Below are 24,506 nucleotides of genomic sequence, written 5' to 3' on the forward strand. Positions count from 1 at the left end.
CCGTCGCATCGGCCCGGAGGACGGCCGGTACGGCGCTTCAGCTGTGAGCGCACGGCGGACAGGCTAAAATACCGCGATGCATGACGCCGTGACCCGCCCAACCCCTCCCGCCGACGCCACCGCCTGGCCGCGCCGCATCACCCAGGCCGTCAAGGTCGGCAGTGTGATCGTGGGCGGCGGCCATCCGGTCGTCGTGCAATCCATGACCAACACCGACACCGCCGACATCGCCGGCAGCGTCAAGCAGGTGGCCGACCTGTGGCGCGCCGGCTCGGAAATGGTACGCCTGACCGTCAACAACGCCGAGTCCGCTGCCGCCATCCCGCGCATCGTGGACAAGCTGCGCATGATGGGCATCGAGGTGCCGTTGATCGGCGACTTCCACTACAACGGCCATCAGTTGCTCGCCGCCGAGCCGGCCTGCGCCGAGGCGCTGGCCAAGTACCGCATCAATCCGGGCAATGTCGGCTTTGGCAAGAAGAAGGATCTGCAGTTCGCGCAGCTGATCGAATTCGCCATCAAGTACGACAAGCCGGTGCGCATCGGTGCCAACTGGGGTTCGCTGGACCAGTCGCTGGCGGCGCAGCTGATGGACGAAAACTCGCAGCGCGAAACGCCCTGGGATGCCGGCCGCGTGCTGCGTGAGGCGCTGATCCGCTCTGCGGTGGATTCGGCCGAGCGTGCGGTGGAGCTGGGTCTGGCGCGCGAGCGCATCATTCTGTCGGCCAAGGTGTCCGGCGTGCAGGAGCTGATCGCTGTATATCGCGACATGGCCAGCCGCTGCGACTTTGCGCTGCATCTGGGCCTGACCGAGGCCGGGATCGGCAGCAAGGGCATCGTGGCCTCGGCGGCGGCGCTGAGCGTGCTGCTGCAGGAAGGCATCGGCGACACCATCCGCATCTCGCTGACCCCGGAGCCGGGACAGTCGCGTACCCAGGAAGTGATCGTGGCGCAGGAACTGCTGCAGACCACCGGCCAGCGTGCGTTTACCCCGATGGTCACTGCCTGCCCGGGCTGCGGCCGCACCACCTCCGAGTTCTTCCAGGAACTGGCGGGCGTGGTGCAGAACCACGTGCGCGCCAAGATGCCGGAGTGGAAAATCTCCAACCCCGGCGCCGAGAACATGACGCTTGCGGTGATGGGCTGCGTGGTCAACGGTCCCGGTGAATCGCGCCACGCCAATATCGGTATCTCGCTGCCGGGCACGGGCGAGTCGCCGTCGGCGCCGGTGTTCATCGATGGCGAAAAAAGCGTCACCTTGCGCGGCGAAAATATCGCCTATGAATTCATCGATTTGATCGATCAATACGTCGAACGCACCTATGTCCGCCGCGCCGGCTGAATCGCGGGCCGGATTCAAGCGGTGGCTGCGCAGCAATGCCTGGCGCATGGCGCTGCTGTTCGCCGGGGTGTTGCTGCCGCTGGGCTTGTTCGTGGACCTGGCCGATGAAGTCCATGAGCTGGAAAATTTTTATTTCGACGAGCCGCTGCTGTGGAGCATGCGCAGCATTGCCACGCCCGGGCTGGACGCGTTTTTCGGGGTGATCTCCAAGCTGGGCTACCAGTACGGCGTGATTCCGGCCGATATCGCCATCGTGCTGGTGCTGCTGGTCTTGCGCCGCTGGCGCGAGGGCACTTTCGCGGCAGCGGGATTCGCTGGCTCGGCGTTGTTGAACATGGGGGCCAAGCAGGTGTTCCAGCGCGACCGCCCCAGCCTGTGGGAATCCATCGCGCCGGAGAGCACCTTCAGCTTTCCCAGTGGTCATGCGATGGGCTCGATGACGCTCGCGGCGGTGGTCATCGCGCTGGCCTGGAACACGCGCTGGCGCTGGCCGGTGACGATCGCCGCCAGCGTGTTCGCGCTATTGGTGGGCACCTCGCGGATCTATCTGGGGGTGCATTACCCCTCCGACATCCTGGGCGGCTGGTCGGCCGCGCTGGTATGGGTGGTCGGCCTGTATCTGGTGATGTTTCGCGGTGCCCGGCGGCCGCATTGGCGCAAGCCGAGCGGGGCGGTGGCGGAGCAGCCCGGGCACTTGCCGTTCGCAGATTAAGAGCGGCCGGGAAGCTCCCGTCGCCATAGCCGGGCGCCAACGATGGTTCCGATGGAGGCCAGCAACATCACGTAATACGCCGGTCCCATTGGGTGCTGCTTGAGCAACATCACCACCACCAGCGGGGTCAGGCCGCCAAACACGGCGTAGCCCAGGTTGTAGGCGAACGACACGCCAGACAGGCGGATCACCGCTGGAAACGCTTCGACCATGACACGCGGGATTGCGCCCAGCACACCAAGCGCGGCGCCCAGCAGCGCATACAGCGGGAACAGCAACTGCGGGTCGCCGGCAAAGCGATAGAACAGCCATGCGCTCGCGCCCAGGAGCACGCTCCCACCCAGCAGCACGCGGCCGTTGCCCCAGCGATCCGACAGCGCACCGGCCACCACCGAGCCGATGGCCTGCAGCAGTACCGCCAGCAGATTGGCCTGCAAGGCGACCGCCGCTGGATAGCCATAGGCGCTTTGCAGCAGGGTAGGCGTCATCAGCGACACCACCAGCACCGCCGCTGCCACAATCCAGGTCAGCCATAACGACAGCGCCAGGCTGCGCGGGTGATCGCGCATCACCACCTTGAGCGGCGTCTCGCGCGCCAATGCACGCATCGCCACCATCTCGGCGAACACCGGGGTCTCGTGTAGCCAGCGGCGCAGGTACACCGACAACAGGCCGAAGATGCCGCCCGCCAGGAACGGCAGACGCCAGGCGTAGTCGGCGATCTCCTGCGGCGTGTACACGCGATTGAGCGCCCCGGCGCTGAGCGAGCCGAGCAGCACGCCGGCAGCCAGGCCCGCAGTCAGCGTACCGCAGGCCAGGCCTCGGCGCTGCGCGGGGACGTGTTCTGCGACGAAGACCCATGCGCTGGGCACCTCGCCACCGATCGCGGCGCCTTGCAGCAAGCGCATTGTCAGCAGCAACAACGGTGCGGCCAGGCCAATCTGCGCATAGGTCGGCAGCACACCGATGGCCAGCGTGGGCAATGCCATCAAGCCGATGCTGAGCGCGAACATGCGCTTGCGGCCGAGCAGATCGCCGAAGTGCGCCATCACGATCCCGCCCAGCGGACGGATCAGGTAGCCGGCCGCAAAAATGCCGAAGGTCTGCAACTGCCGCGTCCATTCCGGAATGCCGGGAGGAAAGAACAATTCGCCCAGCACCTTCGCGAAAAAGATGAAGATGATGAAGTCGTAGAACTCCAGCGCGCCGCCCAGCGCGGCCAAGCCCAGCGTCCTGTAGTCGCGGCGTGTCAGGTGGTTTGCTGCAGCGGTGCCAAGCGCGTTATGCGTGTTCATGCAGCTGCGTCCTGTTGCGGTTGGTGACGCGCCTTGCCAGTCACAGTGTTCGCGGCGTGACATCCAATGCTAGCGCGTCCTGCGGCCTCGCCCGGTATGCCGATTCTGTATCGCAGCCATGGCTATGCGGGCGTTTCGGTCGTCTGGACATGCCTGCGCGTCTGCGCCGGGGTGCTACTCGCCCGGCTTGGCGCCTTCCACCGGCGCATGCGTGGCGGCGCGGCGCGCCAGCACGGTTTCACGATGGGCGATGTAGACGTTGGCACCGATGATGATGGCCGCGCCGAGTACGGTGTGGCGTTCGATCGCCTCGCCGAACAGCCACCAACCCAGCAGCGCCACCAGCGGCAGCTGCATGAAGCTGATCGGCTGCAATGCAGAGACTTCGCCCAGCTTGAGTGCGCGCGTCCAGAACAACTGCCCGGCCGTGCCGAAGATGCCGGTGGCCACCAACCACAGCCAGTCGATGCCCTGAGGCCAGGTCCACTGGAACAGCGCCGGAATCAGCGACATCGGCACCCAGAACACGTAGGTGTAGAACACCACCGTGTCGGAGTCGTCGCTGCGCGAGAGCTGCTTGATCTGGATCGCAACGATGGCGCTGATCACCGCCGCCAGCAGCGCAATCAGCAAGCCGGGCGTAAAGGTGGATGAACCCGGCCGCAGGATCACCAGCACGCCGATAAAGCCCGCCGCCACTGCCAGCCAGCGCCGCATGCGCACCTGCTCGTGCAGCCAGATCACTGCCAGCACGGTGACGAACAGCGGTGTGGCGTAGGAGAGCGAGATGGCCTGCGACAACGGCAGATGGCCGATCGCCCAGAACCCGCACAGCATCGAGGCCAGACCAATCAGGGTACGGGCGAAGTACTGCGGCAATTGCCGGGTGCGCGGCAGCGCCTTGCCGGGCCGCACGATCAAGGGCAGCAACGCCAACAGCCCGAATGCATTACGAAAGAATGCAATTTCGGTCGTGGCAATGGTGCTCGATGCCAGGCGAATGGTGATCGCCATCAGGCCGAAGGCGAAGGTACTGGTGAGCATCCACAGCGCGGCACGTCGCGAGACCTGCGCTGCAGTCACCAATGCGCTCCGATGATGCGCGGTTCCGGCTCCAGAATGACCGAATAGCGCTCGCGCACCGACTCGGCGATGCGCCGCGCGAAATCCAGCAACTGCGCGCCACTGGCGGTGCCGTAATTGACCAGCACCAGCGCATGCTCGGGCGACACGCCGGCATCGCCCTCGCGGCTGCCTTTCCAGCCGCACTGCTCGATCAGCCAGGCGGCCGACAATTTGCCTTGGCCTGCATGCTCGCCCGGGTACACCGGCAGGTCGGCAAAGCTGGCCTGCAACGCGGCAATCTGCTCGCTCGGCAGCAGCGGGTTCTTGAAGAAGCTACCCGCATTGCCGAGCACATCCGGGTCGGGCAATTTGCGTCGACGGATATTGATCACTGCCTGCGCCACATCGGCAGAGCCCGCCAATTCAGCACCCATGCTGGCGAGTTCCTCGCGGATGCCGGCGTAGTCCAGCCGCAGCTCGTGCAGCAATGGCAGATTGAATTCCACCGCCACGATCAGATAACGCTCGGGCTGCTGCTTGAACACGCTGTCGCGGTAGCCGAACGCGCAAGCGGCCGCATCTAGCCGCACGAACTGCTGGCTGTGGCGATCGAAGGCTTCCACCACGTGGATGAAGTCGCCCACCTGCGCGCCGTACGCGCCGATGTTCTGGATCGGGCAGGCGCCCACGGTGCCCGGAATCAATGCCAGATTTTCCAGGCCAGACAAGCCTTGCTGCAGCGAATACAGCACCAGCGCATGCCAGTTCACGCCGGCACCGGCACGCACGATGGCGTGGTCAATACGGTGCGCGATGATGGCGGTGTCGCGGTTGTCGAAACACAGCACGCAGCCAGGCGGGTCGCCGGCCAACAACACGTTGCTGCCGCTGCCCAGCACCAGCAGCGGCTGGCCGGCGATCTCCGGCGCGGCGAGCGCCTGCGGCAGTGCCTCGGGCGTGTGGACGCTGAGCAACCAGCGCGCGGTGGCCTCCACATGGAAGGTATTGAGCGCGCGCAATGGTGCATGCTCGCTCAGCTGCCAGCCCACCTGCACGGCCTCGCTCATAACGGCGACACCGCGCCACCGCTCGGCGCTTCGCGGCGGCGCCGGATCGCGTCGACGCAGTCGCCGATGAGCTGCGGCCCGCGGTACACCAGGCCGCTATAGCATTGCACCAGGCTCGCACCGGCTGCCATCTTGGCCACCGCATCGGCGCCGGAGTTGATGCCGCCCACGCCGATCAACGGAATCGATTCCGGCAGGCGCGCGCGCAAGCGTCGCAACACCAGGGTGGATTGCCCCAGCAGCGGCGCACCGGACAGCCCGCCGGCTTCCGCAGCCAGCGGGTGATTGGCGATCAAGGTGCGCGTCACCGTGGTGTTGGTGGCGATCACGCCATCCACCGCCACATCGGCCAACACACGTGCAGCGGCATCGATGTCGCGGTCGTTGAGGTCCGGCGCCACCTTCACCAGCATCGGCACGCGCTTGCCGTGTTGCGCACCCAGCGCTTCCTGGGTTTCACGCAAGTCGGAAATCAGGCGGCGCAGCGATTGTTCTTCCTGCAATTCGCGCAAGCCGGCGGTGTTGGGCGAGGAAATATTGACTGTGATGTAGTCGGCCAGCGGATACACGCGCTCCATGCAATAGCGGTAATCGCTGGTCGCGTCGTCGTTGGGCGTGTCCTTGTTCTTGCCGATGTTGATGCCGAGCAGGCCGCCACGGCGGCGCGCGCGCTGCACGTTGGCCACCAGCGCATCCACGCCCAGGTTATTGAAACCCATGCGGTTGATCACCGCCTGATATTCGGGCAGCCGGAACATGCGCGGCTTCGGGTTGCCCTCCTGCGCACGCGGCGTCACCGTGCCGATCTCGACAAAGCCGAAGCCCAGCGCAAGCAACGCATCGATGTGCTCGCCATTCTTGTCCAGCCCGGCACCAAGCCCGACCGGATTCGGAAACATCAACCCGAAGGCCGGCGTGGGCAGCGGTACCGGGCGCTTGGCCAGCAGCGCCGTGGTGCCGGTCCGGTAGGCGGTGTCGATGGAGCGCAAGGCCAGCGCGTGGGCACGCTCGGCATCGAGAGAAAACAGGAAGGGGCGGGCAAGCGAATACATGCGGGTCAGTTCAATCTCCCGGCGAAAACGCGGGTTTGGTAGTGGAAGTCGATCAGCCCATCGTGCGCGTAGGCATCGAACAGCGTGCGCAGCGCGGCGAGCATCGGGGCATGACGTGGGTCGTGCGCAAGCGGGGCATACGAAGACGACAGCAGGCGGCCGCGCAAGCCATCGAAGTCCAGCCGCTGCACATTCGGGAAACGGGCCATTGCGCGGAAACCTTCGCCGAACCACGCCTGCATGGTGGCATCGTCCTGGTAACGCTCGGCCACTGCCGAGTAGTCGGTGCCGTAATCCAGCAGCACCTGCTCGTAGCCGCGCAGGAACGCGGTGCTGTCCAGCTCGCGCGAGTTCCAGTACACCAGCGCCAGCCCACCGGGCTGCAGGATGCGCGCCCATTCGTCGCGCACGGCCTGCATGTCGAACCAGTGGAAGGCCTGCGCAGCAGACACCACGCCTACGCTGGCATCGGCCAGCCCGGTGGCTTCGGCGGTGCCGTCGATTGCCTGGAACTTGGGGAATTCCGCCAGCCATTGCAGCGCTGCTTCGCGCATGGCCGGGTTGGGCTCCACCGCGGTGACCGCATAACCGGCTTCCAGAAACAGACGGCTGGAAATGCCGGTGCCGGCGCCGATATCGGCCACCGCTGTCGCCGGCGTCACACCCAGTTCTTCATGCAGCCAGCGCAGCAATTGCGGCGGATAACTTGGCCTGTAGCGCACATAGGCCGCCACACGGTCGTTGAAACGCTGGGCCGAGGAGGGCGCGGCCATGCTCAACTGTTTGCGGCCGCCAGCCACGCCATGCCGCCGAAGAACAGGATGAAAACCGCAACGCCCAGCACCCACAGCGCCACGGCCAGCCAGCCCAGGATCAGGCCGCCAATTGCCAGGCCGTCGCCGTCCAGCCCCTGCGGATTGCGCCGGATTTCCGCGCGCGCCAGATGGCCGGTGATGATGGCGCAGATGCTGCCCAGGAACGGGATCAGCGTCCAGCCGAGAATGCCTGCGACCAGGCTGACGATCGCCATGGCGCTGGTCTGTCGAACGACAACGTTCATCATGAACTCCTTGAAAGGCCGGCAGCCGGCGGCTGGCGTTGCCCGATTATCCCAGAGCCGCCGGGCAAAAGGCGTGCCGTTTGCGGCGAAACGCAGTTGGGTGGGCGTGCTGAGTCGAATTTGACGGGTTGAACAGGCCGATCTGGTCGTTTTGGTGCTCTTACCGACCGGCGACGTGGCGCGGCTGCGCCGGGTGGGGCAGGCCATGCGGTTCGCGCTTACGACGCTGCCATTGGTAGGTCGGCCAGCTGCTGCTGCTATCAGAGCTGATGGCGGTGGCCGGGGACGGTTTCGTGCAGGGATAGGCTCTGGGCTTCATGCCGTCCTGCATCAGCAGACCCAGCCAGTCCCTGTCAGCCTGGTGCATCCCCAGCACGGCTGCACGGCAGAACAGGCGCGCCGATGACTGCCAGGCGCGGCGTACAGCCTTCGCCTGGCCAGCGAAACGAAGCGAACAATCGTCGCGGCTGTGAGCAGCGCGATCAGCCCTGCAATGTCCGCATGGCAGGTGCGCCCCGCGCACCGACCGCGTCCGCCTGACGGCGGCGCGGTGCGCTTGCTAGCCGCTTCCGATCAAAGATCGAACTTGATGCCCTGCGCCAGCGGCAGCGAATCGGAGTAGTTGATGGTGTTGGTCTGACGACGCATATACACCTTCCACGCATCCGAGCCGGATTCGCGGCCGCCGCCGGTTTCCTTCTCGCCGCCGAACGCGCCACCGATTTCCGCACCCGAGGTGCCGATGTTGACGTTGGCGATGCCGCAATCGCTGCCGGCCGCCGACAGGAACTTCTCTGCCGCCTTCAGGTTCTGGGTGAAGATCGACGACGACAGGCCTTGCGGCACGCCGTTCTGCAGCTCGATCGCTTCGTCCAGCGTGCTGTACTGCATCACGTACAGGATCGGTGCGAAGGTTTCGTGCTGCACCACTGCATCGCTGTTCTGCAGCCCCGTGACAATCGCCGGCAGCACGAAATTGCCCGGGCGATCGATCGCGGTGCCGCCCACTTCGACCGTGCCGCCGGCCGCCTTGGCCTTGGCGATCGAGTCGAGGAACTGTTGGACCGCGCCCTGGCTGTTGAGCGGACCCATCAGGTTTGCCGGGTCGGTGGGGTCGCCGATCTTGCTGTCGAGCTGCTTGTACGCCTTGACCAGCGTCGCCAGCACATTCTCATAGATGGAGTCGTGCACGATCAGGCGGCGCGTGGTGGTGCAGCGCTGCCCGGCAGTGCCGACGGCGCCGAACACGATGCCGGGGATGGCCAGCTTCAGGTCTGCGGTTTCGTCCAGGATGATGGCGTTGTTGCCGCCCAGTTCCAGCAGGCAGCGGCCCAGGCGATGGGCGACCTTTTCAGCGACCACGCGGCCGATCTGGGTCGAACCGGTAAAGCTGATCAGCGGGATGCGGGTGTCTTCGACCAGCTTCTCCGACAGGGAAGTGCCGGCATCGTTGATCAGGAAGAAGATGTCTGGGAAGCCGGCATCCTTCAGCGCCGCGTTGCAGATCTTCATCGTGGCGATCGCGGTCAGAGGCGTCTTGTTGGACGGCTTCCAGATGCAGATATCGCCGCAAATCGCCGCCAGAAACGCATTCCACGCCCACACCGCCACCGGGAAATTGAACGCACTGATGATGCCGACCAGGCCCAGTGGCTGGTACTGCTCGTACATGCGGTGGCCCGGACGCTCCGAGTGCATGGTGTAGCCGTAGAGCATGCGGCTCTGCCCGACCGCGAAGTCCGCGATGTCGATCATCTCCTGCACTTCGCCATCGCCTTCGGGCTTGCTCTTGCCCATTTCCAGCGCCACCAGCGAACCGAGCGCATCCTTGTGCGCACGCAGCGCCTCGCCGCACAGGCGTACGGCCTCACCGCGACGCGGAGCAGGCGTGGTCCGCCATACCTTGAAGGCGGCCTGCGCGCGCTGGATGATCAGCTCGTAATCTTCCGCCGTGGTGGCCTGCACATCGGCGATCACCGCATTGGTGGTCGGATTGAGCGGCTGCAGCACTCCGGCGCCGGTGGCCTGCGACCAGGTCGCCTCGCCAAGATAGGTGCCGGAATTGGACGCAGCGAGGTCGAGCGCCTTGAGCAGGTCAGCGGACATGGGATCTCCTGGAAGCAGTGGCGGTCGCACGGCGGCAAAGCCAGCCCACGACACGGGTAGCCGGCGATTTTAGCAGGCTCCGCCGACCACCTGCCGGCTTGGCAATCGCAACGATCGTGCGACAATGCCGCCCTTGGCCCCGTAGCTCAGCTGGATAGAGCGTCCCCCTCCTAAGGAAGAGGGGAAATTGTGGGGTTGCCTCTATCTTGTCTAACCTGCTGTTTAATAAGGCCTGGGATCGGCCTTTCGGCGGGTGCGATGCAGGTCTAGACATCCCAAAGCAGCTTCCAACTGCGCTTGTTTGCCACAGCATTGCCACGGCTTCCAAGGTTTCCTAGGCTGCGCTATAAGACATGTGTAATGAGTCTAGGGATGGCCCATCTCGCATGTCTGCAAGCGCGCTTCAAACGCTTCGAGAGTTGTATCCGCAGCGCTATGCACTTCGGCCGGACGAGGTCGCACATGTGCTTCGTGGCCAAAGCACGAGAGGGGTCGTGCAACGCGTGCGCGAAGGCATGCAGTCGGGGCGCTATCCGGGTGCTCGCAAGATCGACGGATTGATCCAGATGCCCCTTGAAGCGTTGGCCGAGATCTTGGATCCAGCGCCCGCACCTCAGCCGGTCGCCCCCATCATCACTCCTTCATCCTCGCGACGCCGATCCGCCATTGGGCCGCGTCTCGGTTTTGTGCGGGCGGCAGGCTTCTGGGAGCAAGTGATGGGGGCGATTGGTGAGCAGGAATTGGCCGATGAGCTAGCTGAGGTCGCAGCGCAGGTGATACGAGAGCTTCGCTATCAGGAGGCTGAGGCCAGATCACGCGCTCAACGCTATGAACTTATGCGCTAGCAAGGGCATCATCTTTCGTATGCACATTACCCCTGCGCGAACTTGAATCGTCTGTCTGATGCTTGCTTGCAAGACGATCCGCAAGTTGAAGCAGTAATTTGCGACTAACAGGAAGGGTTGTCTCGCCAATTTTCAATAGTCATTGAACATCTTTGAATTTTCTAAGAACCTGTTCACGATCTTCGCAGATCAGTGCAGACTATGCGGATGCGCCAAAAGACCTATCCGAGTGACATGAGCCGGGAGCAGTTCGCACACGTGCTGCCGATCCTGGAACAAGCGCGCAAGCGCACCAAGCCACGCCGTGTGGATTTATATGAGGTGTGGTGCGCAGTGTTGTACGTGCTGCGAACCGGTTGCCAATGGCGAGCGCTACCCAGTGACTTTCCGAAGTGGCGGACCGTGCACTCGTACTTTGCCAAGTGGAGCGAGTGCGACGATGAGGGGGTGAGCCTGCTGGAGCGGGCGCTCAAAAAATCAGGTTGGCGTGGCCCGCGTGAGACAGGGGCGCAACGCTTGCACCAGGTTCTTGATCGTGGACGCGCAGAGCGTCAAGAACACGGACACAGCTGGGCAAAAGGGGTATGACGCAGGCAAGAAGGTGTCGGGCATCAAACGGCATATCGCTGTTGATAGTCAGGGGTTGCCCCACGCAATCGCGGTGACGACGGCGGAGGTGACCGACCGCAAAGGTGCGCTGCAGGCGTTGGAGCGCTGTCAGTCAAACCTGACGCTTGTACAAAGCTTACTGTGCGACGGCGGTTACACCGGAGTACCGTTTGCCAGCGGCGCGCGAGAGATTTTAGGCGAGCAGCTCACGGTGCAGATTGCCAAGCGCAGCGAACTGCACACCTTCAAGGTCATGCCCAAGCGATGGATTGTCGAGCGTAGTTTTGCTTGGCTGGAGAAGAACCGAAGGCTATGGAAGAACTGCGAGCGCAAACTCAACACCAGCCTGCAGTTCATCCATTTGGCCTTCTTGGCACTGTTACTCAGAAGATTGTGAACAGGTTCTAAGGTTGAGGTGGACATGTGGGCTGACAACGAGACAGAGCGCGATTTTCTTAACTTCTCTGGAATCGCAGATACAGTTGCGGAGATCATCGCGCAGGCCAACGGGCGCCCAGTATCGATTGGGGTATCGGGATCATGGGGTGTGGGCAAGTCTTCTATGATTAAGCTTACCCATGCCTCGCTCTCCGCCCGGCCGAGGCAGGAAGGCGATAGAGAATTCGTCGTCGTTGAATTCAATGCGTGGCTGTACCAAGGCTATGATGACGCGCGCGCTGCACTCATGGATGTCATCGCGGATAAACTTGCGGAAGAAGCCAAGAAGCGTGAGACGGCGGGGGATAAGGTCACGGAATTCGTCAAAAGGATCCGGTGGCTTCGCCTTGGCAAGCTCGTGGCGACCGATATGGCGGCATTGACATTGGGGTTGCCGCCAATTGGCGTTCTCGGCGGGGTGTTCAATACTGCCAGGGATATGGCCGATGGAGTCAACGAGGATGAGTTGAAGGCTGCCGATAAAGCAGTCAAGAAGGCAGGAAAGGAAGTCGCTGGTCTATTGGACCCTCGACTCGAAATCTCGCCGCCAAAGGAAATTCAAGCGCTACGCAACAGCTTTGAACAGGCGCTAGAAGAGCTAGGAATTACGCTGGTTGTTCTGATAGACGATCTCGATCGGTGCTTACCGCCGACGACGATCTCTACCTTAGAAGCAATCCGATTGTTTCTATTTCTTCGCCACACCGCATTCGTGATTGCAGCGGATGATGGCATGATCAAGCACGCCGTCAGGCGCCACTTTGAGGGCATCACCGATGACCTGGTCATCAACTATTTTGATAAACTGATTCAGGTTCCCATCCGCGTTCCACCTTTAGGGACCCAGGAAGTTCGCGCTTACATGATGCTATTGTTCGTAGACAACAGTAGCTTTGATCAAGAAGATAAGAATAAGATCCGTTTGGGTGTATGTGAGCAATTGCGGAAGACATGGCAGGGCAAACGGGTGGATCGAGGTTTCGTTGCAGGTCTGCATCCGGATTTGCCAGGCGAACTTGTCGGTAAGCTAGACACCGCCGACCGGCTGGCGCCCTTGATGGTTGGCGCATCGGGAATTTCGGGCAACCCACGTCTGATCAAGCGCTTTCTAAACGCACTCTCCATCCGGATGGCCATTTCCAACGCGCAAGGCGTTGGTGTTGACGAAGCAGTATTGGCCAAGCTGATGTTGTTTGAGCGGCTGGGGGACAGTAAGGCTTTCGCAGATTTGGTGTCTAAGGTGAGCACCAGCGACAACGGAAAGCCAGCGTTCCTCGCGGAGTGGGAAAAATCCGCGATTGCAGGTGCCGAGTTTGCTCTTCAAGATCCCTGGAATGCGCCGTTCATCGAAGAGTGGTTGCGACTGCCTCCTGCGCTATCAGATATTGATTTGCGTGGGGCTCTCTACGTAAGTCGTGAGCATGCGCCGCTAATTTCACCCGAGGACCGCTTGTCGTCGGATGCCGCCGAAGTTCTCACCGCTTTGCTTACTCAGCCGGAGATGGCAGGCAGCTTGAAGGCGCGCCTATCTGGTTTAGCTCGGGCAGAGACGACCGTGCTGATGGATCGCGTGTTAGAGAAGGCGCGCCAGGAGCAGGAATGGGGCGTTCCTGCCATTCTTGAATCTGCCATGGCGCTAGCTGAGTCCGATCCTGCGCTAGGAGCGCGCCTAGCTGCGTTTCTGCGAGATCGACCCGTAGCTCAGATCCGTCCGAACATCGTTCCGAGAATCGCTGATTACTCTTGGGCGAAAGACGTATTCGGCGCTTGGGACGCTGGGGACGCGAGTAGGCCTGTAAAGGCAGCCATCAAAACAAGGACAGTCAAGTAGATGGGCACTTCTCAAAGTAGCGGCGGACCACCCGCCAGCGGGCCAATGATTCCACCCTGGGCCGATGCGCCTCCCGCTGGCGGTGGCGACACACCTGCACCTCCGCCAGGCACCCCACCTGAACCGGACGCTCCGTCGCCGCAAGCTCAGCCCCAGCGATGGACGGGGGTGCGCCGGAACCTGGGGGATTTTGCTAGAAACGGCGATGGCCGCTCTTTAAGACGAGCCGTCAAACACTATGTGCGCTCTGGCTATGGAGGAGCTGCAACAGCGTCCCGCCGTATGAGTAGCACTGGCAGCACTGCAAATGCGCTCGGCAATGCGCTGGCAGGTCTAGGTGCTGGTGGTTTCGCGCAGACAGGCACCCCTCTTGAACGATCTCTCCTGACGGGTAGATCCGCCGAAGAGGTGATGGATCGTGTAGTAGATGCGGTTCGACCCGTCGATGGAACACAAGATGCCGAAGCCTCACGCGCGGCCATCCGAGACGCTCTTACCGACTTGCTGACGCAACATCAGGATGCAGATCTGATGGAACTGTCGATGGACCAACGAGAGTTCGCGATTGAACGATTCGTTGCATACGACGTTTTTCAACGCTTTGAGCTAGAGCCTGTTAACACTAATGATTTGAGCGGTTAAACTATTGCGCATGGAAATCACACCCGCACAATTTTCTCTCATCGAACAGTGTCTGCCGAGGCAGCGCGGCAATGTCGGCATGACCAACCTGCAAGTAGTCAATGCCATCCTTTATGTTGCCGAGCATGGCTGCAAATGGCGCGGCCTGCCCAAGCGCTTTGGCAATTGGCACACGGTGTACACACGCATGAACCGTTGGGCCAAGGCAGGTGTGCTGGACCGGATGTTTGCTGAACTGCAGAAGTCCCACATCGTGCGCATCAAAATCGAGGCGGTCTCGCTGGACTCTACCAGCATCAAGGTGCATCCGGATGGGACTGGTGCGTTAAAAAAAACGGCCCACAATCCATCGGTAAATCGCGCGGCGGATGGAATACCAAGATTCATATGGTTGCCGCAGATGCTCGAACAGCGATCACGTTCGGATTGACGCCTGGCAACGCCCATGACGCACCTGCGGGCCGCACGTTGCTTGAACACCTTGGGCCTGTGGAGCGACCGATTCATTTGTTGATGGATCGTGCTTACGAAGGCAATGAGACGCGCCAACTAGCGCTTGATCTTGGCTACGTCCCGGTGGTTCCGCCAAAAGCCAATCGGGTCGAGCCCTGGGAGTACGACCGAGAAATGTACAAGCGGCGCAACGAAGTGGAGAGGCTGTTTCGTCGCTTGAAGGGCTACCGCCGGATTTTCTCGCGCTTCGAAAAGCTGGATGTCATGTTCCTCGGATTCTTAAGCTTCATCCTTGTCGTTGATGGACTTCGGATGTGTTAACAGGCCCTAGATGTCGGCCAGCATATCCAAGACAACGCTCCCACGGTTAGTGAGGGGCTTGCCCGTTTGAAGGAGGTCAAAGACTACGTGAGGCAAACAGTGTCCGCGTCGTTTCGCAAGCTACGCGAGTCTGGAAGAGGGCTGACGGATGCGAACGTGTCGCAGGCGGTCAGAGAAGCGCTCAGGGACACTTTTGAAGTTTTCGAGGGATACATGGAATGAAAATCTTCTCCGCCCCTCGGGGCGTTGCAGTGCCAGCTGTCTCCGATCTTCAACTAATTCTCTACGGCCAGCCAGATCGGCACGCTGATGGGACTCGTTCTGTCGGGAGTGCAGGCGCGGCCATCGAGACACGAATACAGCGTTTGCGATATGCGCCTGCTCCAAGAGCATGGGACTTTCTTTCGCTTGCCCTCTCTGTCGTCGGGGCAGATCTTAGTGTTCATAGGGCGGGAAGCCCTGATGGCTGGACTCGTCAAATCGATTTGATAACAGCAGTTGGGGAGCCAGATTTCTGGAACTCCGAGGCCCACACAATCGAAGCGGCGCTTCGGTTCTTGTCGACAGACGTCTGGACGTTGGAGTTTGTTGGCAAAGGGCGGCGTCCTGATCCCCCGGACGAACTGTTCCGACCGACTGAAGACAGCGTGTGTCTGCTCTCGGGGGGGATGGATAGTCTAATCGGTGCTATTGACCTAGCTGAATCGGGGCGTCGATCAATCGCGGTCAGCAATACAGTGCCTGGCGATGGCCACAATCAGCACAGTTTTGCTGAGGCCGTAGGTTTCAAACATCTCGCTCTGAATCACAATGCTAGCCCGCCTTCCGATGGGGGGCGAGAACCATCACAGCGTGCTCGGTCGATCATCTTTCTGGCATTCGGAGTTCTAGCTGCGACCTCTTTGCAGGCTTACCAGGATGGCGCGCAAGTTCCGTTGTTCATCTGTGAGAATGGTTTCATTGCGCTCAATCCGCCACTTACAGGGACGCGGCTTGGCAGTCTGAGCACCAGGACAGCTCATCCAGAGTTCCTTCATGGCGTTCAGTCAGTGCTGGATGCCGCAGATTTGCGCGTGAAATTGGTTAACCCATATCAGCACAAGACGAAGGGTGAGATGTCGCGCGAGTGCGCAGATCAGGATTTATTACGTAATTTGGCAGCGTCTTCCGTAAGCTGCGGACGTTATCGTCGATATGGATACAATCAATGCGGGCGTTGTATTCCATGTCAAATTCGTCGTGCAGCCTACCTGGCTTGGGGGCAGCCAGATCCTACCGATTACACCTTCAAGGACATTGGTCGTCGAGAAGCGGATTACGCTCATTTCGATGATGTGAGATCGGTTGCAATGGCCATATCGCGAGTCAATAGAGAAGGTTTGGAAGCATGGCTGCGTTCCGCATTGTCTTACCCGCATGCGGGGCCACGAGCACCTCTTCGAGATGTGATACAGAGGGGGCTTGGTGAATTGATGGCGCTGCATCAATCGGTAGGGTTGCATTGATCGATTTTCACTGCCACCTAGACTTGTATGCCGACCCTCGTCAGGTTGTATCGCAATGCGTCGAGAGAGGTTTGTATGTTTTGTCAGTAACCACAACGCCGTCAGCTTGGGAAGGAACTTCTTCCCTGGCTGGTGCTGCCCCTCGTATACGCACCAGCCTAGGCTTGCACCCGCAGATTGCGCACGAAAGGAAATTTGAGCTGCCGTTGTTTGAGAAGCTCATAGGTCGAGTGAGATATGTCGGGGAGATCGGATTGGACGGCAGTCCGGAGTTGAAACAGCACTGGCATACGCAACTGGCTGTGTTCGAACAAATTTTGCATTTGTGCGAGGGTGTTGATGGTAGGGTCATGTCTCTGCATAGCAGGAGGGCCGCAAAGGCGGTCTTGGATATGCTTGAAAAGCATCCAAGATCAGGTGTTCCGATCCTGCATTGGTTTTCAGGCACTCAACGCGAGCTGGATCGCGCAGTCGAGATGGGGTGCTGGTTCAGCGTTGGGCCTGCAATGCTGCGCGGCGAGAAAGGTAGAAAACTTGTTGCGACTATACCGCAGGACCGTATTCTTACTGAGTCGGACGGACCTTTTGCTAAGATTGATTCTCGGCCGATTTGGCCCTGGGAGGCCGCGCAGGCTGTGGTTAGCCTTGCTGAGATTTGGCAGGTCAATGAGCAAGCCGCTGCAACACGCCTGAAAGCAAACTTGAAGCAAATTGGCGAATCATAGGGGGCTAAATCTAACTTTTAGCTGGGCATACGAGAATCCCTGCGCGTTTATAGTGTTTATTTTTCCAAAATAGACGCCTAAAGGGCGCCTTATTATATTTTATTATAAGAGCTAGATTAGGCGTTTGCGCGGAGTTCAATCCCGGCCATTCTTCGTTATTGAAATGTAAACGTTAAATAAATGATATTTGCGGGGCCTAAAAACCATCACTATTAGGCGTTCTATTGGACCGCGATTTTTATATTTATGTGCTCTGGCCAGGAGAAAACTTGAGGTCATACAGGAGTGACCTTCACTCACTGGACTACATATGGCTATCTTTCATGTTCGCGTCAAAACTTTCAGTCGTTCTAAAAATCAATCCGCCGTTGCGGCAGCCGCGTATCGCGGTGCAATGCTGCTCACTGACCCAGGCGGAAAGCTTCACGACTATAGAGCGCGCCGAGGCGTCCTCAGAAGTCGATGCTTTGTTCCAGCAGGTTCCCCGGTCTGGGCTGATGATCCTCAGATGCTTTGGACGGCTGCGGAAGCTGCGGAGAAGCGCAAGGACAGCACGCTGTGCCGAAACTTCTGCGTTTCGCTCCCGCACGAGTTGAATCATGCGCAGCGCTGGGATCTCATCGAAGACCTGGCTCAACGCTTGGTGGATCGGTATGGCTTTGCAGTCCAGGCAAGCTCACACGCGCCGGTCGAAGGCGATCCTCGCCACTTCTATGCCCACTTGCTGAGCACGACAAGGAAGTTGGGCCCGGAGGGTCTGGCCGCCAAGACCCGCGAGCTGGATGGGCCCATCAATGGAAGGGTTGAGGTGGAGTGGGTCCGAGCAATGGTCGCCGCTCAGATCAATGCTCACCTGTCGAAGGTGGATGTTCAAGACCGAGTAGACGAGCCTTATCCAGTAACAACGGCAACACAGGACATGCGTGCAGACAGTCCAGCACTGGTCGATGGCGAAGCCGGCTTCGCATCGCTGCTCACCCGCTACCGTTCTGGTGGAGTGCTCATGGGTGTCCCAGAAGGCCACACGGCGGAGCGAGCGTTTGCAGAAAGACTTCTTGCGCGCGGCGCCAATCGGGTGCCTGCGCCCCAGAATCAACGCAGTGATGTCAGGACGGGAGACCGAGCTGGTGAGGCGATGTCTGATCAATCAGTGTAGATAGTCGCCCCTGAAAAACCCCCAAACCACATCCATTGCAGGGCGTCCCCCGCATTTTCGGCGTGCTGGAACTGCCAGTTTTCGTTACTGTACGCGCTGGTTTCTGGCAGTTTTCGCCCATGCGTACACGCCGTCCTGCCGCCGAGCAGTTGCCTGCCGATGAGTTGTTTCGTTCGCGTCTGGAAAACCAGATCGACCTGCGCCATCCACTGGTTCAGCTGAGCCATCGGCTGCCGTGGAGTGCGTTGGAGCAGGCGCTATTGCCGCGATTGCCGGCCACAACTGCCAGCGGCGGACGGCCCGGCCTGCCGATGCGTCTGATCGCCGGGCTGCTCTACCTCAAGCACGCCTACGACCTGTCCGACGAGGCCGTATGCGCGCGCTGGCTGGAAAATCCGTACTGGCAGTTCTTCACCGGCGAGGTGGTATTCCAGACCTGCTTGCCGTGCGATCCCAGTTCCCTGACACGTTGGCGACAGCGTCTGGGCGAAGCGGGCATGGAAGAGCTATTGGCGCACACGATCAACACCGCGCATGCGATGAAGGCGGTGGATGCACGCGAGTTGTCGCGGGTGATCGTGGACACCACCGTGCAGGAAAAGGCGATCGCCCATCCCACCGACAGCCGGCTGCTGGAGGTGGCGCGCAAGAAGCTGGTGCTGCTGGCCAAGCGCCACGGCATCGCACTACGACAGACCTATGCGCGGCAAGGCCCGGTCTTGAGCCGCAAGGCCGGGCGCTATGCGCATGCGCGCCAGTTCAAGCGCATGCACAAGGTGCTGCGACGCCAACGCACGCTCCTGGGACGCGTATTACGCGATCTGCAACGCAAGCTGGACCCCTTGGTGCGTGAGCGCATCAGTGTCTGGCTGGAACGCGCACAACGGGTGTTGACACAACGCCCCAAGGACAAGCAAAAGCTCTACGCCCTGCATGCGCCGGAAGTGGAATGCATGAGCAAGGGCAAGGCGAGGACACCTTACGAATTTGGCGTCAAGGTCGGCATTGCGGTGAGTGCGCGCAAAGGCTTGATCGTGGGCGCGCGCAGTTTTTCCGGCAATCCTTACGACGGCGATACGTTGGCCGAGCAGCTGGAGCAGACGCGTGGGTTGCTGCAGGATGTGAATGTGACCCCGCAGGTAGCGATCGTGGACCTGGGGTATCGCGGACGTGAGGTAGATGGCGTGCAGATCCTGCATCGCGGCAAGGCCAAGACGCTGACACGACGGCAATGGAGCTGGATCAAACGCCGGCAAGCGGTGGAGCCGGTGATTGGACATCTGAAACAGGACTGCCGCTTGAATCGCTGCTATCTAAAGGGTGCCCAAGGCGATGCACTACACGTGCTCGGCTGCGCCGCCGGCTACAACCTGCGCTGGCTGATGCGCTGGATCGCCTTTTTGCGTGCCTGGTTGCAGGCGATGGCAGGGGCATCCTTGAGCCTGGTGCACCGGTCGCCGCTGACCTTTGGTGCTTGAAGGGGATTTTTCAGGGGCGACTAGATAAGGGCGCATGATCTCGCGCTGCAATGCAGGCATGTCGTAGCGGCCAGCTCGATATCCGACGTCCCCCCGATTTTGAGTAGCGCCGCAGTTTGGAGTCCAATTCCCTACCCGAAGGAGATTGGACGTGAAGAAGCGTTTTACTGACGAGCAGGTCATCGGCTTTCTGCGCGAAGCCGAAAGCGGCGTGGCAATCAAGGATCTGTGCCGGCGCCATGGCTTCAGCGAGGCCTCCTACTACCTGTGGCGCAGCAAGTTTGGCGGGATGAGCGTGCCCGATGCCAAGCGACTCAAGGACCTGGAGGCAGAGAACACGCGCCTGAAGAAGCTGCTCGCCGAGCAGGTGTTCCAGAACGATCTGATCAAGGAGGCACTGCAAAAAAAATGGTGAGCGCACCGGCGCGTCGTGCGCTGGTGCGCGAGTGGATCGGGCGAGGGGCCAGCGAGCGTTGCGCGTTGGCCGCGATCGGCATGAGCGCCAGTGCGCTGCGCTATTGCCCGCGCGAGGACCGCAACGTTGCGCTACGCGAGCGCATCGTGGAACTGGCGCATCGCCACAAGCGCTACGGCGTGGGGATGATCTATCTCAAGCTGCGCCAGGAAGGGCGCCTGGTGAACTACAAGCGTGTGGAGCGCTTGTACCGCGAGCAGCAGCTGCAAGTCCGCCGCCGCAAGCGCAAGAACGTGCCAGTGGGCGAGCGTCAGCCGTTGCTGCGTCCATTGCAGGCCAACCAGGTGTGGTCGATGGACTTTGTGTTCGACCGCACCGCCGACGGCCGGGCGATCAAGTGCTTGGTGATCGTGGACGACGCCACACACGAAGCGGTCGCCATCGAGGTGGAGCGTGCAATCTCGGGCCATGGCGTGACGCGTGTGCTGGATCGGCTCGCCATCAGCCGCGGCTTGCCGCAGGTGATCCGCACCGACAACGGCAAGGAGTTCTGCGGCAAGGCGATGGTCGCTTGGGCGCATGCGCATGGGGTGCAGCTGCGGCTGATCCAACCCGGCAAGCCAAACCAGAACGCCTATGTCGAATCGTTCAACGGCCGGTTGCGCGATGAATGCCTCAACGAGCACTGGTTCCCGACACTGCTGCACGCACGCACCGAGATCGAGCGCTGGCGACGCGAATACAACGAGGAGCGACCCAAGAAAGCAATTGGCGGCATGACGCCCTCCGCGTATGCCCAACAGCTGGCCAACACCCATATCATCAACCCCGGACTCTAGACCCGGCCGCTACTCAGGATGGGGGGACGTCGTATCCATCGAGTGCTTGTTCAAGGTGGGGGTCTAGGCCAAAGCCCTTTTCCAGGAATTCTTCGACGCAATGCGTCAGAAGCTCCTCGCGGAAATGCAGCTCGTCGCGGTCAAGCGACGAGCTGGCCTTCAATGTTCTTTTATGGATTTTTGAGTTCTGGTTCATACCATGATTCGTATCAGAGAATCACTAATCGTCAAGGCGGCGACGTCATGGCTGCACAGAAGTCGGTCAGAGCTTCTCGCCCTCATTGATCGCCTGACTCAAGATCTCATACCACTGGTTCATCTCGCGCTCGCTGCCGAACTTGATCGTCCAGACTGGATGATCCACATCCCGAACGCTGACTGTGATCGTTCCCTCCCGCCTTGAGTTGTGCCAGTGCTTCTCCCAAGAGCGGACATCCATCAACGGGTAGATCTTCACTGCCCTGCCGGCACGAATCTTCAACCGCGACCGCTCAATCGAGATCGCCAAAGCGCCTTGTCGCCCAAAATAGGAGCGATCAAACTCCCGCCCAAAGGCCTCCCGCTGGTTGCGCAATCGGTCAGCCCGATTGACGGCAACGGCGACCAGCACCGCTGTGCCCAGGGCAAGCAAGATGAGAAACGTGCTAACGGTCATGTGAACTCCTGAGAACAGAATGGGACCATCGTTGATTGCAAATGGATGGCTATTGGACGCGGCCGGTGATCTTCCAAGTGCCGCCCACCTTGGTGAAGGTGTAGACCCCATCCATTTGATGACCAAAGTCCCGCTCCATGGCTTCAATCTTGGCGCTTACGTCACAGGTGTAGCTGGGCGCACCTTCTGCCTTCGTGCACTGGTTACTCTCGAAGTCTTCGATACGCGCCTCTTCGTTGCTGTTCGCTTTGACGAACTGCAAAAAAGCGTGCTCCCGCTCAGTCTCAGCAGGGCCGCCGCCAGAGCAGCTGGCCAAACAGACCGACATCAGGCCAACCAGGGCCAAACAGAGCTTTGACATGTGCATCTCCAAAAGAGGAAGGGAAGAGCGCGTAGGGATCCACCAGACCGACAGATTTGGATGCCCTGATTGCCGGCACGCTCAATGACTGCAAGCCTCCGCACACCGGCAGGAATGACCGGTGTTGGTGCTTGGCAGTCGCAGTTGATTGGCTGACGGAACCATGTTACTGATAAAGTAACAGACAAGGCAAGTCGGAGACCTCATGCTCAAACACGTCATTGCATGTTTGTGGTCACATTTTGGATCTGGACGACGCTCGTCTCATCTTCGCCAACCGCCTCCGTCACGCGCGCCAGAAGGCCGAGCTGACCCAGGAAGCCTTGGGGGTTGCCGCTGGACTGGCACCTGAGGTGGCTAGGACGCGCATCAATCGTTACGAGAAGGGCGTCAACGAGTGCGATTTACGCACCGCCAAGCGCTTGGCCGATGCCCTCGGCATGCCACTGGCTGCTTTCTTTGCCGAGACCGATGAGGTGGCAGACGCCATCCAAGCGCTCGCCAAGCTCTCCGTCGAGGAGCAGCGAAAGGTCGTCGCCGAATTGCAGCTCAAAGCCCAGCGCAGCGATCCGCCTAGCCCATAGTGCATCGGACCTCGCTGCTGGTGTCTTGGCCTGCGTGCAGATCAGACAATTCCTACACGGATGCCAACGCCCATCCGATCTGGCCGGGCGGTGTGATCCTGTAATCTTGCGAGCGGACGGTCGTTTTCAAACAAGCCAGGGATCACAGATGGAAGGCAGCGCGTCATGACCGGCAAGATCAAGCTCAGTGTCGCCATCGCGCTCTTGCTCCTCGCCCTCATTGCAGGGGTCTACCTCTCCGGTCAGTTGATCCTGATGCTGTTGAAAGTGGCTGGGCCGCTCAGCTTCGACACCTACTGGTCTTACGTCAAAGCGCTCGACCTCCCGCAGTTCGCTCCCTATGCCAGCAAGATCAAGCTGGCTGGCGCCATTGGCTTCGGCGTGCCGCTCCTGGCCTGGATCGCGCTGCTGATTCCGCTGTTTAAGCCAAAGGCCGCCGCCTTGCATGGCGACGCGCGCTTTGCCTCCGGCAGTGATCTGGCCAAGAAGGACATGCTCAAGCCGTCGCCAACCGGCATCGTGGTCGGCAAGCACGGTGGCAAGTTGGTGCGCTTGCCCGGCCAGCAGTTTGTGATCCTGGCCGCGCCTACGCGCTCGGGCAAGGGTGTTGGCATCGTCATTCCCAATCTGCTCGACTACCAAGGCTCTGTGGTGGTTTTGGACATCAAGCAGGAAAACTTCGATCTGACTTCCGGCTGGCGCAAGAGCCAAGGCCAAGAGGTCTTTTTGTTCAACCCCTTTGCCGAAGACGGGCGCACCCACCGCTGGAACCCCCTGAGCTACATCTCACCCGATCCCGCCTTTCGCGTGTCGGATCTGATGAGTATCGAGGCGATGCTCTATCCAGACGGCTCTGACGCCCAGAAGTTCTGGGTGAGCCAAGCGCGCAACGCCTTCATGGCGTTTACGCTCTATCTGTTCGATAGCTTGGACGATCAGATCAAGCGCAAGCACCCGAAAGACACCTGGATGTTCCCAACCCTTGGGATGCTCTATCGCGTGTCATCTGGCGATGGAAGCGACTTGAAGGGCTACCTCAAAAAGCTCTCGCAGCGCGACTTCCTGGGTCGCGACGCCAAGATGGCGTTCGACAATTTGCTCTCGCAAGCCGAAGAGACGTTCGCCTCGATCATGGGCCCGTTCAAGGAGCCGCTCAACCAGTTCATCAACCCAATCCTGGATGCGGCAACCAGTGGCAACGATTTCTTGCTGACTGATGTGCGCAAGAAGAAGATGAGCATCTACATTGGCATCCAGCCGAACAAGCTTGCCGAAAGCCGTTTGTTGATCAATCTGCTTTTCAGCCAGCTCATCAACCTCAACACCAAAGAGTTGCCGCAGAACAACCCGGCGCTCAAACATCAATGCTTGCTGCTGATGGATGAGTTCACGTCCATCGGCCGGGTCGACATCATTGCAAGCGCGGTGAGCTACATGGCTGGCTACAACATCCGCTTGCTGCCGATCATCCAGAGCATGGCGCAGCTGGATGCGACCTATGGCAAAGATGTCTCGCGCACGATCATCACCAACCATGCCTTGCAAATCGTCTACGCCCCGCGCGAGCAGCAAGACGCCAACGACTACTCGGACATGCTCGGCTACACCACGGTGCGCAAGAAGAACAAGTCACACACCAGTGGCAAGCAAAGCAGTGTGTCCTACTCCGAGACCGAGCAACGTCGCGCATTGATGCTGCCACAGGAGTTGAAGGCGATGGGCTTTGACAAGGAGGTCTTTCTCTATGAAGGCATCCCAAGCCCGGTGCTCTGCGAGAAGATCAAGTATTACGAAGACGCCTACTTCACCAAGCGCTTGTTGCCGAAGGTGAAGATTGAAGCCTTACAGATGGTCTCCGCATGAGTGATAGCACACCTTCCAATGTGCCTCAGAATCGATTGAAGGCTGGTGGCAGTCACAGTCAACAGCTTCTGCGTGACCTGGCATTAA

The 24,506-nt window shown here is 60.5% G+C and carries 24 protein-coding genes; 14 read left to right on the forward strand and 10 right to left on the reverse strand.

Annotated features, from left to right (window positions below):
* The first annotated feature begins 76 nt into the window (after positions 1 to 76).
* A complete protein-coding gene (gene ispG, locus M3O59_RS08965) occupies positions 77 to 1,342 on the forward strand; it encodes a flavodoxin-dependent (E)-4-hydroxy-3-methylbut-2-enyl-diphosphate synthase (protein ID WP_249047068.1) in 1,266 nt (421 codons plus the stop codon).
* Entirely contained in the window at positions 1,323 to 2,054 is a 732-nt protein-coding gene (locus tag M3O59_RS08970; protein WP_116906943.1) for a phosphatase PAP2 family protein, read from the forward strand. The genes ispG and M3O59_RS08970 overlap by 20 nt, the downstream gene beginning before the upstream one ends.
* Here M3O59_RS08970 and M3O59_RS08975 read toward each other — a convergent pair.
* The 7 genes from M3O59_RS08975 to amaB form a co-directional block, all read right to left on the reverse strand.
* On the reverse strand, positions 2,051 to 3,349 hold the full coding sequence (locus tag M3O59_RS08975) for an MFS transporter (RefSeq protein WP_064628876.1): 1,299 nt from the start codon (positions 3,347 to 3,349) through the stop codon (positions 2,051 to 2,053). The genes M3O59_RS08970 and M3O59_RS08975 overlap by 4 nt on opposite strands.
* Before the next feature lie 174 nt (positions 3,350 to 3,523).
* Entirely contained in the window at positions 3,524 to 4,435 is a 912-nt protein-coding gene (locus M3O59_RS08980) for a DMT family transporter (RefSeq protein WP_064628878.1), read from the reverse strand.
* Positions 4,429 to 5,481: a UDP-N-acetylmuramate dehydrogenase gene (gene murB / locus M3O59_RS08985; RefSeq protein WP_064628880.1), complete on the reverse strand. Its 1,053-nt coding sequence runs from the start codon at positions 5,479 to 5,481 to the stop codon at positions 4,429 to 4,431. The genes M3O59_RS08980 and murB overlap by 7 nt, the downstream gene beginning before the upstream one ends.
* Positions 5,478 to 6,533, reverse strand: coding sequence for a quinone-dependent dihydroorotate dehydrogenase (locus tag M3O59_RS08990; protein ID WP_064628882.1), 1,056 nt, complete (start codon positions 6,531 to 6,533; stop codon positions 5,478 to 5,480). Before M3O59_RS08990 ends, murB begins: the two co-directional genes overlap by 4 nt.
* Positions 6,534 to 6,538: 5 nt before the next feature.
* On the reverse strand, positions 6,539 to 7,306 hold the full coding sequence (locus M3O59_RS08995; protein ID WP_162841551.1) for a class I SAM-dependent methyltransferase: 768 nt from the start codon (positions 7,304 to 7,306) through the stop codon (positions 6,539 to 6,541).
* A 2-nt stretch (positions 7,307 to 7,308) separates the two neighbouring features.
* A complete protein-coding gene (locus M3O59_RS09000) occupies positions 7,309 to 7,593 on the reverse strand; it encodes a DUF4190 domain-containing protein (RefSeq protein WP_064628888.1) in 285 nt (94 codons plus the stop codon).
* Between the two features lie 573 nt (positions 7,594 to 8,166).
* Positions 8,167 to 9,699: an L-piperidine-6-carboxylate dehydrogenase gene (gene amaB / locus M3O59_RS09005; RefSeq protein ID WP_116906944.1), complete on the reverse strand. Its 1,533-nt coding sequence runs from the start codon at positions 9,697 to 9,699 to the stop codon at positions 8,167 to 8,169.
* Between the two features lie 515 nt (positions 9,700 to 10,214).
* Here amaB and M3O59_RS09010 point away from each other — a divergent pair.
* From M3O59_RS09010 to M3O59_RS09055, 10 genes are all read left to right on the forward strand, one after another.
* Entirely contained in the window at positions 10,215 to 10,544 is a 330-nt protein-coding gene (locus tag M3O59_RS09010; protein ID WP_283160965.1) for a hypothetical protein, read from the forward strand.
* Positions 10,545 to 10,751: 207 nt separating this feature from the next.
* Positions 10,752 to 11,550 (forward strand): IS5 family transposase gene (locus M3O59_RS09015; RefSeq protein ID WP_373419007.1). Its coding sequence is split into 2 segments (ribosomal slippage): positions 10,752 to 11,023 and positions 11,022 to 11,550, totalling 801 coding nucleotides; the frame shifts between segments, so codons are not numbered across the junction.
* Positions 11,551 to 11,574: 24 nt separating this feature from the next.
* The gene (locus M3O59_RS09020) at positions 11,575 to 13,422 is read left to right on the forward strand and encodes a KAP family P-loop NTPase fold protein (protein WP_116907047.1); all 1,848 of its coding nucleotides are present in this window, start codon (positions 11,575 to 11,577) and stop codon (positions 13,420 to 13,422) included.
* Positions 13,423 to 13,704: 282 nt separating this feature from the next.
* Positions 13,705 to 14,064 carry a hypothetical protein gene (locus M3O59_RS09025; RefSeq protein WP_181920694.1) on the forward strand — a complete coding sequence of 120 codons (360 nt, stop codon included), beginning with the start codon at positions 13,705 to 13,707 and terminating at the stop codon, positions 14,062 to 14,064.
* Positions 14,065 to 14,074: 10 nt separating this feature from the next.
* Positions 14,075 to 14,838 (forward strand): IS5 family transposase gene (locus tag M3O59_RS09030; protein WP_330462227.1). Its coding sequence is split into 2 segments (ribosomal slippage): positions 14,075 to 14,390 and positions 14,390 to 14,838, totalling 765 coding nucleotides; the frame shifts between segments, so codons are not numbered across the junction.
* A 218-nt stretch (positions 14,839 to 15,056) separates the two neighbouring features.
* Positions 15,057 to 16,343 carry a Qat anti-phage system QueC-like protein QatC gene (qatC, locus tag M3O59_RS09035; RefSeq protein WP_116907043.1) on the forward strand — a complete coding sequence of 429 codons (1,287 nt, stop codon included), beginning with the start codon at positions 15,057 to 15,059 and terminating at the stop codon, positions 16,341 to 16,343.
* Positions 16,344 to 16,366: 23 nt separating this feature from the next.
* Positions 16,367 to 17,068 carry a Qat anti-phage system TatD family nuclease QatD gene (gene qatD / locus M3O59_RS09040; protein ID WP_249047201.1) on the forward strand — a complete coding sequence of 234 codons (702 nt, stop codon included), beginning with the start codon at positions 16,367 to 16,369 and terminating at the stop codon, positions 17,066 to 17,068.
* Positions 17,069 to 17,378: 310 nt separating this feature from the next.
* A complete protein-coding gene (locus M3O59_RS09045; protein ID WP_116907041.1) occupies positions 17,379 to 18,224 on the forward strand; it encodes a MobA/MobL family protein in 846 nt (281 codons plus the stop codon).
* Between the two features lie 119 nt (positions 18,225 to 18,343).
* The gene (locus tag M3O59_RS09050; RefSeq protein WP_330462507.1) at positions 18,344 to 19,702 is read left to right on the forward strand and encodes an IS5 family transposase; all 1,359 of its coding nucleotides are present in this window, start codon (positions 18,344 to 18,346) and stop codon (positions 19,700 to 19,702) included.
* A gap of 151 nt (positions 19,703 to 19,853) precedes the next feature.
* Positions 19,854 to 20,956, forward strand: a protein-coding gene (locus M3O59_RS09055; protein WP_330462444.1) for an IS3 family transposase whose coding sequence is annotated in 2 segments (ribosomal slippage) — positions 19,854 to 20,103 and positions 20,103 to 20,956 — 1,104 coding nt in all. Because the reading frame shifts where the segments join, the coding sequence is not laid out codon by codon here.
* Between the two features lie 13 nt (positions 20,957 to 20,969).
* On the opposite strand, the gene M3O59_RS09060 is transcribed toward M3O59_RS09055, so the two are convergent.
* From M3O59_RS09060 to M3O59_RS09070, 3 genes are all read right to left on the reverse strand, one after another.
* A complete protein-coding gene (locus M3O59_RS09060; protein ID WP_116906819.1) occupies positions 20,970 to 21,152 on the reverse strand; it encodes a hypothetical protein in 183 nt (60 codons plus the stop codon).
* A gap of 66 nt (positions 21,153 to 21,218) precedes the next feature.
* Entirely contained in the window at positions 21,219 to 21,611 is a 393-nt protein-coding gene (locus M3O59_RS09065; RefSeq protein WP_116906818.1) for a hypothetical protein, read from the reverse strand.
* 49 nt (positions 21,612 to 21,660) lie between these two features.
* Positions 21,661 to 21,978 (reverse strand): hypothetical protein, encoded by a 318-nt coding sequence (locus M3O59_RS09070; RefSeq protein WP_181920665.1) that lies wholly within the window; start codon positions 21,976 to 21,978, stop codon positions 21,661 to 21,663.
* A 236-nt stretch (positions 21,979 to 22,214) separates the two neighbouring features.
* Between M3O59_RS09070 and M3O59_RS09075 the strand changes: the two genes are divergently transcribed.
* Entirely contained in the window at positions 22,215 to 22,556 is a 342-nt protein-coding gene (locus M3O59_RS09075) for a helix-turn-helix domain-containing protein (RefSeq protein WP_017172667.1), read from the forward strand.
* Between the two features lie 165 nt (positions 22,557 to 22,721).
* On the forward strand, positions 22,722 to 24,419 hold the full coding sequence (locus tag M3O59_RS09080) for a type IV secretory system conjugative DNA transfer family protein (RefSeq protein WP_147308584.1): 1,698 nt from the start codon (positions 22,722 to 22,724) through the stop codon (positions 24,417 to 24,419).
* The last annotated feature ends 87 nt before the right edge of the window (positions 24,420 to 24,506 follow it).

Source organism: Xanthomonas nasturtii (assembly GCF_023337365.3).
In the GTDB taxonomy this organism is placed as follows: domain Bacteria; phylum Pseudomonadota; class Gammaproteobacteria; order Xanthomonadales; family Xanthomonadaceae; genus Xanthomonas; species Xanthomonas nasturtii.